The 14,827-nt window shown below is 41.1% G+C and carries 13 protein-coding genes; 4 read left to right on the top strand and 9 right to left on the bottom strand.

Annotated elements, in window-relative coordinates; genetic code table 11:
* Positions 1 to 127: 127 nt before the first annotated feature.
* From BVU_RS12780 to BVU_RS12810, 7 genes are all read right to left on the bottom strand, one after another.
* Positions 128 to 709, bottom strand: a complete 582-nt coding sequence (locus tag BVU_RS12780) for a LemA family protein (RefSeq protein WP_005847199.1) — start codon at positions 707 to 709, stop codon at positions 128 to 130.
* Between the two features lie 36 nt (positions 710 to 745).
* Positions 746 to 1,666, bottom strand: a complete 921-nt coding sequence (locus BVU_RS12785) for a TPM domain-containing protein (RefSeq protein ID WP_011965641.1) — start codon at positions 1,664 to 1,666, stop codon at positions 746 to 748.
* On the bottom strand, positions 1,663 to 2,613 hold the full coding sequence (locus BVU_RS12790; protein WP_005848225.1) for an alpha/beta hydrolase: 951 nt from the start codon (positions 2,611 to 2,613) through the stop codon (positions 1,663 to 1,665). Before BVU_RS12790 ends, BVU_RS12785 begins: the two co-directional genes overlap by 4 nt.
* Positions 2,614 to 2,620: 7 nt before the next feature.
* Entirely contained in the window at positions 2,621 to 3,361 is a 741-nt protein-coding gene (locus BVU_RS12795; RefSeq protein ID WP_005847207.1) for a shikimate dehydrogenase family protein, read from the bottom strand.
* 18 nt (positions 3,362 to 3,379) lie between these two features.
* Positions 3,380 to 4,117, bottom strand: a complete 738-nt coding sequence (gene ubiE, locus BVU_RS12800; RefSeq protein WP_005847210.1) for a bifunctional demethylmenaquinone methyltransferase/2-methoxy-6-polyprenyl-1,4-benzoquinol methylase UbiE — start codon at positions 4,115 to 4,117, stop codon at positions 3,380 to 3,382.
* A 92-nt stretch (positions 4,118 to 4,209) separates the two neighbouring features.
* The gene (locus BVU_RS12805) at positions 4,210 to 5,154 is read right to left on the bottom strand and encodes a phosphoribosylaminoimidazolesuccinocarboxamide synthase (RefSeq protein WP_011965642.1); all 945 of its coding nucleotides are present in this window, start codon (positions 5,152 to 5,154) and stop codon (positions 4,210 to 4,212) included.
* A gap of 20 nt (positions 5,155 to 5,174) precedes the next feature.
* Complete coding sequence (locus BVU_RS12810) at positions 5,175 to 6,179, bottom strand: PhoH family protein (RefSeq protein ID WP_005847214.1); 1,005 nt, start codon at positions 6,177 to 6,179, stop codon at positions 5,175 to 5,177.
* Between the two features lie 157 nt (positions 6,180 to 6,336).
* Here BVU_RS12810 and BVU_RS12815 point away from each other — a divergent pair, with 157 nt between their 5' ends.
* Positions 6,337 to 7,011, top strand: a complete 675-nt coding sequence (locus tag BVU_RS12815; protein ID WP_005848222.1) for a DUF5715 family protein — start codon at positions 6,337 to 6,339, stop codon at positions 7,009 to 7,011.
* 34 nt (positions 7,012 to 7,045) lie between these two features.
* A complete protein-coding gene (truA, locus tag BVU_RS12820; RefSeq protein WP_041174455.1) occupies positions 7,046 to 7,819 on the top strand; it encodes a tRNA pseudouridine(38-40) synthase TruA in 774 nt (257 codons plus the stop codon).
* Here the strand turns inward: truA and BVU_RS12825 are convergent.
* Complete coding sequence (locus BVU_RS12825) at positions 7,785 to 8,552, bottom strand: TIGR03915 family putative DNA repair protein (protein ID WP_008669931.1); 768 nt, start codon at positions 8,550 to 8,552, stop codon at positions 7,785 to 7,787. The genes truA and BVU_RS12825 overlap by 35 nt on opposite strands.
* Positions 8,549 to 9,817, bottom strand: a complete 1,269-nt coding sequence (locus BVU_RS12830; protein ID WP_005847221.1) for a putative DNA modification/repair radical SAM protein — start codon at positions 9,815 to 9,817, stop codon at positions 8,549 to 8,551. Before BVU_RS12830 ends, BVU_RS12825 begins: the two co-directional genes overlap by 4 nt.
* A gap of 356 nt (positions 9,818 to 10,173) precedes the next feature.
* Between BVU_RS12830 and BVU_RS12835 the strand changes: the two genes are divergently transcribed.
* Together BVU_RS12835 and BVU_RS12840 are read left to right on the top strand one after the other, a co-directional pair.
* Complete coding sequence (locus BVU_RS12835; protein WP_008669932.1) at positions 10,174 to 11,514, top strand: TlpA family protein disulfide reductase; 1,341 nt, start codon at positions 10,174 to 10,176, stop codon at positions 11,512 to 11,514.
* Between the two features lie 107 nt (positions 11,515 to 11,621).
* On the top strand, positions 11,622 to 14,825 hold the full coding sequence (locus tag BVU_RS12840; protein ID WP_224205139.1) for a SusC/RagA family TonB-linked outer membrane protein: 3,204 nt from the start codon (positions 11,622 to 11,624) through the stop codon (positions 14,823 to 14,825).
* Positions 14,826 to 14,827: the final 2 nt, after the last annotated feature.

Here is a 14,827-nt window from a genome sequence, read left to right on the forward strand (position 1 = left end):
CAGAATGGATAAAAATGGGGTACGGATTGTATGAATTTTACAGTTTGGAATAAGAAAAACTGTAAAATTCATACAATCCGTACCCGGAAACTGTTTCTTAAGGATGGAAACAGGTATCTTTTACGAGTTAGAATTCTACCTTAGGTGCTTTATCGGCTCCTTCCTCAGATTCAAAATATGGGCGTTTGTCAAATCCGAACATGCCAGCAAGCAAGTTACGGGGGAAAGTACGGATGGCTGTGTTATATGCCCGTGCTGTGTCATTGAATCTTTTGCGTTCTACGCTGATCCGGTTTTCTGTACCTTCCAATTGTGCTTGCAACTCTTTGAAGTTCTCATTGGCTTTCAAGTCGGGATAAGCTTCGGTGATAGCGAGCAGGCGGCTCAATGCACTACCTACTTCGCCTTGTGCCTTTTGATAGGCCTGCATTTTTTCGGGAGTCAGGTCATCGGCGCTGATCTGCATCTGAGTGGCTTTGCTACGGGCGTCTACTACGGCTTGAAAAGTTTCTTTTTCGTGTGAGGCGTATCCCTTTACTGTATTTACCAGGTTGGGTATTAAATCAGAACGGCGTTGGTACTGGTTTTCTACATTGCTCCACGCTGTGCTGACAGATTCATCCATTTTTACCATACCATTATAAGAGGTTATTCCCCAAATGGCAATTAATACAATGACTACTATTACAATAATCGTTGACTTTTTCATATGTATATACTATTAAAATTATGAATATTCTTGTTCTTAAAAACGGCTTCCGGCTCCTCCGCCTCCAAAGCTTCCACCTCCGAAACTTCCTCCGCTAAATCCGCCTCCACTTCCACCGTGGCCACCAAAAAATCCTCCTCCCATTCCGCCTATAAACGGCCCTCCTCCTCGGGGGCCTTTGTAATTTTCATCTCTCGACCGTTCTTTCCGTCTGAGGATATGTCCGCAATTTCTGCATTTATATACTACTTCTTCAGTCTTTGTTCCGTTACTTCGGTCTATAACTTTGGAAGAAAGACGTTGCAGTTTGTGTTTTTTGCAGTGGGGGCAGCGTGTTTTACGCCAGTTTGCATACAATCCGATGCCAATAAATCCTCCGAAAATCACAAAAAAGATGATAATGAATTCCAAGGGATCATCTTCGCTTTCGTCATTGCCGATATTTTCCATGGAACCGTCCAGGTAGCCGTTTACGGCCCGTATTCCTGCTACCATTCCGGCGTTCCAGTTATTGTCCTTGAAATAGGGCAGCATATAGCGGTTCTGAATCCGTTTGCAGATGGCATCCGGCAATATCCCTTCAAGGCCATATCCGGTAGCGAATTGCACACACCGCTCGTCGGTGGAAAGCAAGATGACCAATCCATTGTCACGTTCTTTTTGTCCTACGCCCGTTTCCTGTCCCAGCCGGTGGGCAAAATCAAAACAATCACCTCCCTCTATGCCTGTTACCGCTACCACTAATGTCTGTATACCTGTTTTTTGCTCTAAAGCGTAGAGGATGCTGTCCATAGTGGTGACAGCGGTGGATGAAAGGATACCGTCGGGATTGCTGACGTAGCGGGTACGGTTTTGCAAATGTACCATCGGTATGTCTTTTATGGCATATTCTTTGGCTTGAAGCTGGACGGAGCCTAGAAGCATGAAAAAAGTAAGTAAAAATGTCAATTTTCTCATTGGATGTATTTGTCTACAAATGCTTTTACTTTTTGGGTATATTCTTCAGTATTGAACAGATAGGAATGTGCATGGTCTGCTTCCGGAACTATCCATAATGCTTTGGGCTGAGGTTTTGCCTCATACAATTTGTACACCATCCATGTGGGTACGTAGTCATCTTTATCACCATGGATAAAGAACATGGGCAGATGGCATCGGGCTACCTGTTTCAATGCGGATGCTTCTTTGAACCCCCATCCATATTCCAGCTGGCATAACCAGTCGGCGGTGTACATTAACGGGAATTGAGGCAAGCCGAATTGTGCTTTCAGTTCTTTGGAAAATTGGTCCCATACGCTGGTATATCCGCAGTCCTCGACAAAACATTTCACATAGTCGGGTTGCGGTTCGCCCGAAACCATCATAGTGGTGGCTGCACCCATCGAGATTCCATGTACTACCATGCTGGTGCTGTCACCGTAAATTCGATTGGCAACCTCCATCCATTGTGTTACATCTTTGCGGTCTAACCATCCCATTTGTATGGCATTTCCACCGCTCAGGCCAGTGTCGCGTAAATCTGGTAGGAGGATGTTGAAATCCAGTTTTTTATTGTATAGATAACCTATCATCATCATGCGGATGGCATTGTCTGTATACCCGTGTACTATAACTGCGGTTTTGGCTGTCGGGCGGCTGGAAGCCACATAGTAAGCATGCAGTTTTACGTGGTCGGGAGAATAGATAAAGGTATCCTTCAGTGCTTGGTTCTGTTTCAGACTATCTATCCACGGTTTTAGATAGGGGTAAGTCTTAAACATATATTGCCAGGAACTTTCCAAATTCTTTCCTCTGTTTTCAGGGCGTAAGGAATAGTTCAGCATATATTGACTGCCTCCAAGTAGGACTATAATAAGCAGAACGAATATACTACTCGTTCCAATAATCATTTTTTTTCTTTTCATACCTTAACTATTTGTTCCATATATCCCATGCACCAAAGGCTTGCAATAAGAGCATTTCTAAACCGTTTTTGGTAATTGCCCCTTTGTCTGCCCCCTTTTTCATAAAAAGAGTAGTGTCAGGATTATATAACAAATCATAAAGCAAATGGTTGGGTGTGAGATATTGGTATGGAATATTGGGATATTCATCGGCACGGGGATACATACCTACAGGAGTACAGTTGACAACTACTTTATACTCATCCATGATTTCGGGAGTGAGCTGATCGTAAGTCAGCATTTCTTCACGCAGGTTCCGTGATACGAATTTGCATTCCAAACCTAATTTTTTCAGTCCGTAAGCAATCGCTTTCGAGGCACCTCCTGTTCCTAGGATCAGAGCTTTTTTGTGCTGGGGTTCCAGCAAGGGTTCGATAGATTGAGTGAAGCCAATCACATCGGAATTATAGCCTATCAGCCTGGTCTTACCTTTTTGGCGGACAATTTTGATTACATTGACGGCTCCGATGGCTGCCGCATCTTTATCCAGTTCGTCCAAATAAGAGATGACTTGTTCTTTATAAGGTATAGTGACATTGAGCCCTACTAAATCAGGATTAGCCAATAGCACAGAAGGCAGTTCTTTGATGGATGGGATTTCGAAGTTTACATATTCGGCATCAATGTTTTCCGAATGAAACTTTTCATTGAAAAAGTTCTTTGAGAACGAGTGTCCTAACGGATAACCTATCAAACCATATTTTTTCATAAAACTCTATACTTTAAATTATTTCGTTGCTAAATAAAGCGTACAGATACCTAGTGTCAACCGCTTGAAACTCACCTGATTGAATCCGGCTTTACGGATAATGTCTGTCATTATTTCGCCTTGTGGAAAGGCTTTGATGGACTGCGGCAGGTAAGTGTAGGCACTACGGTCTTTAGAGAGTAGCTTGCCCAAAGTGGGGATGACTATTTTAGAATAGACAGCATATAGCTGTTTCATGGGGAACCAGTCGGGTTCGGAGAGTTCCAAAATGACTAGTTTTCCGTTGTCTTTCAGTACGCGGTGCATTTCGCGGAGTCCTTTGTCAAGGTCTTCGAAATTGCGTACACCGAATGCTACGGTAATAGCGTCAAAGCGTTTGTCGGGAAAGGTGAGTGCTGTACAGTCTTCCTTAGCGAAAGAGATGCGGCTGTCCAGTCCGGCGGCTTTTACTTTTTCACGTCCCACATTCATCATGCCTTCGGATATATCGGTACCTATCAGCTCTTGGGGGTGAAGTGTCTGACAGGCTTGAATGGCAAAATCGCCCGTTCCGGTGGCTACATCCATTATATGTTGCGGGTGAAAAGGTTCCAGCCAGTTAATGGCTTTGCGGCGCCAGCTTTTGTCAATGTTCCATGAAAGGGCATGATTCAACTGGTCGTAAGCAGGGGCAATGTTGTCGAACATTTTCTCTACTTGGACGCTTTTCTTTTCGTCAGCGTTGTAGGGCTTGATTTTTTCTTGTGGGTAGTTCATGTTTAATTAAAATTGAAAATTAAAGATTAAAAGGAGAGGATGGAGGATAGATTCCTGTACCTGTCTTTTAATCTTTAATTTTTCATTTTTATTTATTTCAAGTATTCGGTTACGTTCTTTTCTATACGTGCGGCGATATTTTCAGTGTCTGCTTTCACAAATTTTTCGCCGGTGATGTGTTCGAACAGTTCCATGTAGCGTTCGCTGATAGAATTAACGATTTCCGGGGTCATTTCGGGAACTTGTTGTCCTTCTTTGCCTTGGAAACCATTTTCCATCAACCATTCGCGTACGAACTCTTTAGAAAGTTGTTTTTGAGGTTCGCCTTTTGCAAAGCGTTCTTCATAACCTTCCAAGTAGAAATAACGGCTTGAATCCGGAGTGTGGATCTCATCCATCAGATAAATAGTGCCGTTGTGTTTACCGAATTCGTATTTGGTATCTACCAGGATCAGTCCGCGTTCTGCAGCGATTTCAGTACCGCGTTTGAACAGAGCCAATGTATACTTTTCCAATATTTCGTATTCTTCGGGAGTGGCCAGACCTTGTTTCAGAATTTCTTCCTTAGAGATGTCTTCGTCATGCAGGCCCATTTCGGCTTTAGTGGTTGGAGTAATGATTGGTTCGGGAAATTTCTGGTTTTCTTTCATTCCTTCGGGAAGTTTTACACCACAGATTTCACGAACGCCGTTTTTGTAAGCACGCCATGCGCTACCGCACAGGTAACCACGGACAATCATTTCCACAGGAAAACCTTGACACATAACTCCTACGGTAACCATAGGATCTGGAGTCGCCATTTTCCAGTTGGGGCAGATGTCGGTAGTTGCATCCAGAAATTTGGCTGCAATCTGGTTCAGCATTTGTCCTTTGTAGGGAATACCTTCAGGCAGAACTACGTCGAATGCGGAGATACGGTCGGTAGCTACCATTACTAACTTTTCGTCATTGATGTTGTATACATCACGCACTTTGCCGTGGTACACACTTTTCTGTCCCGGAAAGTTAAAGTCTGTTCTTGTTAATGCTTTACTCATGTCTTTATTTATAATTAAAATCAATAAATTCGTTTTATGTTTTCAGATTTTTCACTTCGTTCAGAATGACATGAATGAAGGGTTTTCTGTTTTTCTTCAAACTTCTCGTATGCTTCCACAATGCGGGTAACCAGTTTGTGCCGTACAATGTCCTTCTTGTTGAGTTCGATGAAACTGATTCCTTTCACGCCTTTCAGAATTTTTAGTGCCTGTATCAACCCCGAAGTTTGTGAAGATGGTAAGTCTATCTGTGTCATGTCACCTGTTACAATCATTTTGGTGTTCATCCCCATACGGGTGAGGAACATCTTAATTTGCTGGGTGGTGGTATTTTGAGCCTCGTCCAATATCACTACAGCATCATTCAAGGTGCGTCCGCGCATAAATGCCAATGGGGCTATTTGAATCACATTCAATTCCATATATTCTTTTAGCTTGGCGGCGGGAATCATATCTTGTAATGCGTCATACAGTGGTTGTAGATAAGGGTCAATCTTATCTTTCATATCACCGGGTAAAAATCCGAGTTTTTCTCCTGCCTCCACAGCCGGACGGCTCAAAATAATTTTTTTGATTTCTTTGTTTTTCAGGGAACGGACAGCAAGGGCGATAGCAGTGTATGTCTTTCCTGAACCTGCGGGACCGATAGCGAACAGCATATCGTTCTTTTCGTATTCTTGTACCAGCTTCAACTGGTTCTCACTACGGGGAACGATCGGTTTTCCTGTTACACTGAATACAATAGTATCCCCTGTATTCTCTATTTGGGGTGAACGACCTTTCACTATGTCTAAAATCACTTCTTCTTTCAGTGAGTTATACTGGGCGCAATGCTTTTCCAATGCCAATATATTCTCTTCAAAAGCACACATTTCCTCTTCGTCTCCCAATACTTTGATGACATTTCCACGTGCCACAATTTTTAATTTGGGATACAAAGCTTGTATCATTTTCATATTGACGTTGTTTACGCCATAAAATATCACAGGATCAATATCCTCTAAAACTATATGTTTTTCTATCATTTAACTAGTTTAGGTACTTTATGTACTTGTTTATAGGGTGCAAATTTAATGAAAGGTTTTCATTGTTCTTATTTTCCGGGCAATTTATTTGCATAAGCTTTTTCAGAAAAAGGATTTTAATCTATCTTTGCGAGGAATTTGAAAAGATAGTTAGATTATGAATTGTATGAAAGGTGCATGTTGCACGCTATTGTCACTTTTGTTTTCCTTGACAGTTTCTTCCGGTTGCAAGGAAAAAGATATGTCCATGAAGATGAACGAGCCTCATAATATAAAAGGTGTAATTAGCTATAAACGTAGTTTCGGTGATTTGAATGATACTCATCTCAGTGTGGCGAAGAAAATAGGAATTCGTCCGTTGGCTTCTCGTTCGGAAGCAGAGGGGCTGGGTGGCAAATTGGTTCAGATAAAACCCTGTGAGCGTTATGCCATGGATTCGCTGACTCACTCCATTCCTTTTCTGATTCCGCAGGCTAGTGCGTTATTGGATACAATAGGAGCCAATTTTTTGGATTCATTGAGTTGCAAAGGATTGAATCCTAATCAAATCATTGTTACTTCTGTACTTCGTACGGCAGATGATGTGAAACGTCTTCGTCGTCGCAATGGAAATGCTTCTGCCAATTCAGCTCATGCTTTTGGGACAACTTTCGATGTCAGTTACCGTCGGTTTTGTAAAGTGGAAGACCCGGATGGACGTCCTATGCAGGATGTTAGTCCGGATACGCTGAAGTTGGTATTGGCCGAGGTACTCCGTGATCTTCGGAAATCGGACAAATGCTATATTAAATATGAGTTGAAACAGGGATGTTTTCATATAACAGCCCGCTGATTTATTGAATTTTCACTTGGTCGGAGGCTTTACGATGCGGTATTTCATATATTTGGCTTATGATGGAACGAATTATCACGGTTGGCAGATTCAGCCCAATGGTGACAGTGTACAGGAAACATTAATGCGTGCTCTTTCTACTTTTCTCCGTCAAGAAATAGAGGTAGTGGGAGCGGGACGTACTGATGCCGGTGTGCATGCGCGTCTCATGATCGCGCATTTTGATTATGACCGGGAGTTGGATTGTGTTCAGATAACGGAGAAATTGAATCGCTTGCTTCCTCCCGATATAGCGGTTTACGCTGTAAAGCGGGTGAAGGATGATGCGCATGCCCGTTTTGACGCGACTTATCGTACTTATAAGTATTATGTGACTACCCGGAAAGATCCGTTTAACCGTCACTATGCCTGGAGGCTTTTTAATTCATTGGATTTTGAGAAAATGAATGAGGCTGCCCGTGTATTGTTTGATTATACTGATTTTACCAGTTTCAGTAAATTGCATACTGATGTGAAGACGAATAATTGCCGGATTATGCATGCTGAATGGACGCAGGTGAGCGGGACAGAATGGGTATTTATTATTAAAGCTGACCGTTTTTTACGGAATATGGTAAGGGCTGTGGTAGGTACGTTGGTAGAAGTGGGACGTGGTAAAATGACTGTGGATGAGTTCAGGAAAGTGATAGAGGATAAAGATCGTTGTAGTGCCGGGAGTTCTGTTCCGGGACATGCCTTGTTTTTGGTAGATGTGGGATATCCGGAAGAACTGTTTATTGTTTCTCCGTCAGATATTTCCAATATCTGACAGGCATATCTTGCCGGTGTTTTCTGGGATTCCAACGTTCTTTGATGCAAATGGACTTGAAATATGTTTTCCAAAGTTTCTGAAACAATTTCTCATCATTGTCCATCAATGTTTCATTTAGCATTCCTGTGACCAGATGCGCTTGGCGGGGGTCTTCAAATGTTACTTCTTCCATCTCCGTCAGATTATAGTAATATCCATATTGTCGCTTCACATCATAAATGAGCCAACGCTGGTCGGCAAACCGGTCTTTGAAATGATCCACAGCCAGTGGCAGTGCGTTGAATTGAGGCTCTACGGCTGCAAAGAAAGTTCCGTCCGCAGCTTTTTGGAAACGGACGAACTGCATGAGGTGTACTCGTTCTCCATCTACTCTTTTATAGATTTTCGCAAGCTCCAGCACATCAGGATCGGCAAAGTTGGTTTCGATGGAATGAGGAGAGTTTATGGCCTTCCGGATATAGCGGAAAAGCATTTCGTCCACCTTTGGTAATTCTGATAACCAGCAGCAGGTCAGGCAGAACAGGGCATGCTTGGAGATTTTTTTCTGTAATCCGCGCCACACTCGTCCGGCTTTCTCTTCATCAGTGGCTATGTGTATGGCTTCATCATAAAATAAGGGTAGCGGCTCGCCTTCCATCAAGAGCGAGTCTGGAAAGGTTTTGCGGAAGTAGGCATCGAAAATGCAAGTCAGCAAGCCTTCAAATGTATGGTCATAGATAAACAGAATCATTCGTTATCAGTGAAGTTTAGTATTAATTGGCGTTCGTCCACTTTCTTTTTGGGTTTGGGTACTAACAGTCTGCGTACTCCTGTCGGGGTCAGTTCATTAACAGTTCGGGTGGGGAGTTCGTTGCAGGTTATGAAGTATTGCGCTTTTTTCATCACTACACCTATTTTTTTCAGTTCATAGAATCCCAGTTTGGAGAAGCGGCGTGATGCGATGATTTGTCTTGCCGATTTGATTCCGATGCCCGGTACTCTGAGAATCATTTCGTAATCTGCCTGATTTATATCTATCGGAAATAGTTCGGGATGCCGTAATGCCCAACCTAGTTTGGGATCGATTTCCAAATCCAGGTCGGGATAGGAGTCATCTACTATTTCTTCTACTTTAAATTGATAGAAACGTAACAGCCAGTCGGCCTGATACAAACGGTTCTCCCGTACCAATGGCGGCTGTTTCAGTGCCGGAAGTCGTTTGTCGTATGTATTTACGGATATATATCCTGAGTAGTAAACGCGCCTCATGGTGGGGTGTTGGTAGAGTGAAGAAGAAAGATAAAGGATGTCTTTGTCTGATTCGGTTGTGGCACCGACAATCATCTGCGTGCTTTGTCCGGCAGGAACGAAGCGTGGAACATGGCGGAATTTTTTCCGGTCTTCCTTATTGGTAAGTACTCCCTGCTGGATATAGCGCATGGGCTGGTACACACTTTTGTGATCTTTTTCGGGAGCCAGTAATTTCAGATTCTCTTCTTTGGGAATTTCTATGTTTACACTGAGGCGGTCAGCGTAGAGTCCGGCTTCATTAACTAGTTCGCGACTGGCTCCGGGGATGCTTTTCAGGTGAATATATCCGTTGAATTTGTGTACTAACCGCAGGTCTTTGGCAACACGTACCAACCTTTCCATGGTGTAATCCGGATTGCGTACAACGCCGGAGCTGAGGAAAAGCCCTTCTATATAGTTGCGCCGGTAGAATTCGATGGTGAGGTCTACCAGTTCGCTTACCGAAAGTGTGGCACGGGGAATGTCATTGCTTCTTCTATTGATACAATAGGCACAGTCATATATGCAATAATTGGTCAGCATAATTTTCAGCAAGGATATGCAACGACCGTCCTCGGCGAAGCTGTGGCATATTCCCCAGCCGCCTACGGTGTTTCCCAATGTGCCTGATTGGTTACGGCGCACAGTCCCACTACTGGAGCAGGAAACATCATATTTGGCAGATTCTGCTAGTACTTTCAATTTGGCAAGGACATTCTCATTCATTTAATCAGAATATTTCTGCCAAAAATACAGATAGTCTTTGGAATGGGCAAACGGTTTGGCATTTTCTCCGTTAATTTTTAACTTCTTTGTTGGATTATGCTGTTCCTTTTTTCTAATTACAATATAAGCCCGCTTGCTTTAAGCAGGTGTGTATTGGTGGTGACTATAATTCTTTTAACTTCTTTGTGGAGAATATATGGGGTATTGGAACGGGGATGAACTCTGTATGAATTCCATCGCTTTTTTTATGTTAAGATGCTACTTAAACATTAGTTTATGTAATATAAATTAAGGCGGTTTGCAAATTATTTATTAATTTCGCACTTCATTTTTAATGTTTAATATAAAAAATATTTATGGAGTGGTTTAAGAAAAAAATGAGAGTCTTTCTTTTTGTCTGTTTGTTATTCCCTTTTTATAGTTATGCGGCAAAGATTTCTTTGTCTATAAGTGGTAAAATAGAAGATCATTCAGCAATGCTTTATTTTCCTGACGGGAGAGAACTTCCTATTTCAATAGATGCTTCAGGAAAGGGAGAATTGGTAGTCGATGTTACGGAGCCTGTTTATGTGGCATTAGGTTATCATTATATAAGTCGTACTTTGTTGCTTACACCTGATACAGATATACAAATTTCTTTTGAAAATAAAAAATTTGGAGAACGTGTAGCCATTACAGGCACAGGTTCACAAGTAAATATCTATTTGAATAACGGACGTTTGAAAGCAGCAAAAATTGATGATATGGCATTAGGAGAAAAAGCGTTCTTTTTGAAAATGGATAGTATTTTGAATGTAAATCTGCAAGAGTTGGATCATGCCGGATTATCAGAGGAAATTAATGAAATGGAGAAAATACGTTTGAAATATTTTACTTGTGCTACATTGCCTTCTTATCCTTATTTCCATATGCGTATAGCTAAGGATTCTACTTATGAAGCTTCTTTAGAATATTGGAGTAAGTTACAGGAGTTGATGGTTATGGATGCTTCTTTGTTGCGATATGACGAATTCCGTTCATTTTTGGTTGAGGCGGTAAGCAGAGTGGCAAGAAAACAATACCCGGAATCAAAGTCTTTGGATGCAGTAGTCCGATATGTGGAATCGGAAGTGAAGGAGCCTGGTATTGCAGAGTTCTTAATAAATAAGAATGTATATGCTTATGTAGAGAGATATGGACTTGATTCTGCTGATGCTTATTGTGCTGTGTTCGATCGGTATGTAAAATCACCGCTATTGGTGAAGAATTTTGAGACATTGTGCAATCGTTGGCGCAAATTGTCGGTAGGAGCTCTTTCTCCAAATTTTAACTGTACGGATTTGTCTGGTAAAAAAGTTTCTCTTTCTGATTTTAAGGGAAAGTATGTATATATAGATATTTGGGCTACTTGGTGTGGTCCTTGCCAACGTGAAATTCCACATTTGCAAAAGTTAGAAGAAAAATACCATGGAAAAGATATTTATTTTGTTAGTATCTCATGTGATAATAACAAAAAAGCATGGGAAAATAGAGTGAGGGCTGGTTTAAAGGGTATTCAGTTGCATTTTGTAAATGGAGATACATTTATGAATGACTACATGATAAAGGGGATTCCCCGTTTTATTCTTTTAGATAAGGAAGGAAAAATTATATCGGTGGATATGAGTCGTCCTTCTGATCCCAAAACAATAGCTAAATTAGATGAATTACTTAACTGACTTTTATATTGATAAATTTTTTTAATTTTATGAGTGAAGAATCAGTAAACTCAAGAAGGTGCAAAGGGGGAAATCTGTTTTTTTCAAGAATTCTTTTTTGTATTTGTTTGTGTGGACCGGTAGCTTATGCGTTGGCAGAGGAAAGTACTGTCGTTTCAGAAATACGGCAGAATGAAAAAAAATCTATTTCGGGAGTGGTTACAGATACTAATGATGAACCGTTGATTGGAGCGACTGTATTGGTAAAAGGAACTCAGAATGGTACCGTAACAGATGTGGATGGACGTTTCCATCTGAAGGTAAACAGTGGGGAAACACTTGTGGTTTCATATATTGGTATGAAATCAAAAGAAGTGGCGGTTGTGGATGGAAAGAAAGAGCTTTTTATTCGGTTGGATGCGGACACTGAAATGTTGGATGAAGTGTTGGTTACTGGATATCAGACTTTGTCGAAAGAACGTTCTACGGGTGCGTTTTCTAAAGTTTCTACTGAAAAGTTAGAGTTGAAACGTATGGATAACTTGTCTTCTATGCTTGAGGGACAAGTGGCTGGATATGTGAATGGACAGATTCGTGGTGTCACAACCATGAATGCTGTCGCGAATCCGATGGTCGTGATTGATGGATTTCCTGTAGAAAATACAACATTAGACAGAATAGGGCAGACAACTGAAAATATGCCTGATTTAAATCCGGAAGATATTGAAAGCGTAACAGTGCTGAAAGATGCTGCTGCTGCTTCTATCTACGGTGCGCGAGCTGCTAATGGCGTGATTGTGATTACTACGAAAAAGGCTAAAGAAGGTAAAGCGGAAGTAAGTTTTTCTTCTACCTTTACAGTGCACCCTTATTCTTATTATAAAAAAAATCGGACTAATGCGGCTGATGTTATTGCTATGGAACGTGAATGGGCGACTATGGCATTGAGTACGCCTGAGGCTGCGGAGATGCAGGCTGCCGATTTGCGTGAAAACGGACCATATCCTAGTTTGGGAGTTAATACTTTGTTAGATATGTACACTGGGAAAATCAGTATGGCTGAGGGAGATAAAATTCTGAATCAGTTGGCTTCCTACGGTTATCAATATTATGATCAGGCAGAAAAATATGGTAAGCGTAACCCTTTTTACCAGCAGTATAATTTGAGGGTAGGTAAAACAACAGAGCGTAATTCTTTTAATTTCTCTACTACTTATTGGGATAATGATTATGAGGATATAAATCATAGTGATTGGAAATTAGGTATCAATATTACTAATTCATTACAGCTAACCAATTGGTTGCATTTTGATACAGGCGTTTATCTGAAATATGGCAAAGAGAAGAACCAGTCATATGATTTGTTTGATCCGGGCTTTTCTGTCATGCCTTATGATCCGTTGGTCAATGCAGATGGAAGTTATTTTGTGGCACCTTCACAAAGTGACAAGTCACGTCGTGATTTAGTGGATCAATATGGGCTGTATTCAGAAGATCTCGTGCCGATGGATGAGTTGAATTATGCTCTTAATACAACCAAAACTTTTGAAACCCGCGCTTATGCTAAGTTGAAGTTTGATTTGACTTCTTGGTTGAATTACAATGTGATGTTCCAATATGAAACAAGTGATTCGGATTATGAATCATTGGGTGAGAAAGAGTCAAATTTTATGCGTAAGCGTATTAATGATTTTACCAGCAAATCACCGAATGGCAGTTCTTTGGTATATAATCTGCCGAATGGAGATTCGTTTCATACGTTGAAGAACAGCAAACATAGTTATAACTTCCGTCAACAGTTGAGTCTTGATAAAACATTTGATGAAAAGCATAATTTAGTATGGATATTAGGACAGGAAGTGCGCCATTCATTGATTAATTTTGATGAAAATACGGTATACGGATATGATCCGGAGCTTAAAACATGGCAAAATTATAATATGAAAGATTTGGCTTATTTTTCGGGCTTGTTAGGATCTGCTCAGTTAGATCAGAATAGTATTGCTTCGTCTCGTGAATTGCTTAATCGTTTTGTTTCCTTCTATTCGAATGCATCGTATACGTATGATGATAAATATGTACTTTCTGGAAGTATTCGTTGGGATCGTTCGAACTTGTGGGGAACTAATTCGAAATACCAGAATAAACCTTTATGGTCAGTCGGGGGAAGTTGGAATATCTATAAAGAGAAATTCTTTCAAGCGGATTTTGTAGACATGTTGAAATTACGCGCTTCATACGGTATTGGTGGTAATATTGGGCGTAATACAGCTCCCTATCTGATAGCTTCCTATTATGATTCCAGCCTTGTGGATGGTATGGCAGGGTCTGTGAATACTCCTCCCAATAAGGATATCCGTTGGGAAAAGACAACGACTGTGAATGTAGGTGTAGATTTTGCTTTGTTCCGTCATCGTCTGTCGGGAACAATAGAGTATTATAATAAATATAGTGTTGATCTACTTGCTGCTATAAATGGTAGTCCTACACAAGGGTTTGGCTATACAACGTTGATGACGAATAATGGAAAAATGGTAAACCGGGGAGTGGAAATCACTTTGAGCGGAGAGATTATCCGTCAGAAGGACTTTAGTTGGAACGCTTCATTGTTATATGCATTTAATCGTAATAAAGTAAAACACATCAGTGTGCAACCAAGTTTGTGGGATAGCCGTATAAGTATGCCTACCAGTTATCCTATGGTTGGAAAACCATTATATGGTATTTATGCGTATAAGTGGGCTGGATTGAATGAGAATGGTGATCCACAGGTATATGATGCGGAAAATAATGTCACTTCAGGTCCTGCACGTGATTATCATGCATTGGTTTATTGTGGTACGACTGTTCCTATACATAATGCTTCGTTAACCAATGTATTACGTTATAAAGGTTTTGAATTTTCAGCAATGCTGATATTGGATGCAGGTCACAAGTTGCGGTCAAGCAATATTCCAAGCATTAATATGTCGAACGGACGTATTACATCTACTGCTAAGGGTATAGTGGACCGTTGGACTCAGCCTGGGGATGTAACGGACGTACCACGTCTGCTTTTCTCTAATGATACGGAGAATTTTAATACACACCGTACGGAATTATATCGTTATTCGGATTTGTTTGTGTATGATGCATCAAATATTCGTTTGAGTAATATTTCATTGGCGTACAGAGTTCCGGCCCATTGGTGCAAGAAAATTTCTCTTTCCGGCGCTCGTCTTCAGTTCAATGTAGAGAATGTAGCAACATTTGCTTTTGATAGTAAAGCGAATTACGATTTAGGCGGTAAAGTGAAACCGAATTATGTATGGGGATTGTATTTGAATTTTTAAAG

Source organism: Phocaeicola vulgatus ATCC 8482 (assembly GCF_000012825.1).
Classification (GTDB): Bacteria; Bacteroidota; Bacteroidia; order Bacteroidales; family Bacteroidaceae; genus Phocaeicola; species Phocaeicola vulgatus.

What these genes read in the sequence shown, in the direction of transcription:
- ubiE (WP_005847210.1), bottom strand. Translation starts at nt 4,117, where the DNA reads ATGAACTACCCACAAGAAAAAATCAAGCCCTACAACGCTGACGAAAAG.
- BVU_RS12795 (WP_005847207.1), bottom strand. Translation starts at nt 3,361, where the DNA reads ATGAAAAAATATGGTTTGATAGGTTATCCGTTAGGACACTCGTTCTCA.
- BVU_RS12790 (WP_005848225.1), bottom strand. Translation starts at nt 2,613, where the DNA reads ATGAAAAGAAAAAAAATGATTATTGGAACGAGTAGTATATTCGTTCTG.
- BVU_RS12805 (WP_011965642.1), bottom strand. Translation starts at nt 5,154, where the DNA reads ATGAGTAAAGCATTAACAAGAACAGACTTTAACTTTCCGGGACAGAAA.
- BVU_RS12815 (WP_005848222.1), top strand. Translation starts at nt 6,337, where the DNA reads ATGAATTGTATGAAAGGTGCATGTTGCACGCTATTGTCACTTTTGTTT.
- BVU_RS12810 (WP_005847214.1), bottom strand. Translation starts at nt 6,179, where the DNA reads ATGATAGAAAAACATATAGTTTTAGAGGATATTGATCCTGTGATATTT.
- BVU_RS12825 (WP_008669931.1), bottom strand. Translation starts at nt 8,552, where the DNA reads ATGATTCTGTTTATCTATGACCATACATTTGAAGGCTTGCTGACTTGC.
- truA (WP_041174455.1), top strand. Translation starts at nt 7,046, where the DNA reads ATGCGGTATTTCATATATTTGGCTTATGATGGAACGAATTATCACGGT.
- BVU_RS12835 (WP_008669932.1), top strand. Translation starts at nt 10,174, where the DNA reads ATGGAGTGGTTTAAGAAAAAAATGAGAGTCTTTCTTTTTGTCTGTTTG.
- BVU_RS12780 (WP_005847199.1), bottom strand. Translation starts at nt 709, where the DNA reads ATGAAAAAGTCAACGATTATTGTAATAGTAGTCATTGTATTAATTGCC.
- BVU_RS12830 (WP_005847221.1), bottom strand. Translation starts at nt 9,817, where the DNA reads ATGAATGAGAATGTCCTTGCCAAATTGAAAGTACTAGCAGAATCTGCC.
- BVU_RS12785 (WP_011965641.1), bottom strand. Translation starts at nt 1,666, where the DNA reads ATGAGAAAATTGACATTTTTACTTACTTTTTTCATGCTTCTAGGCTCC.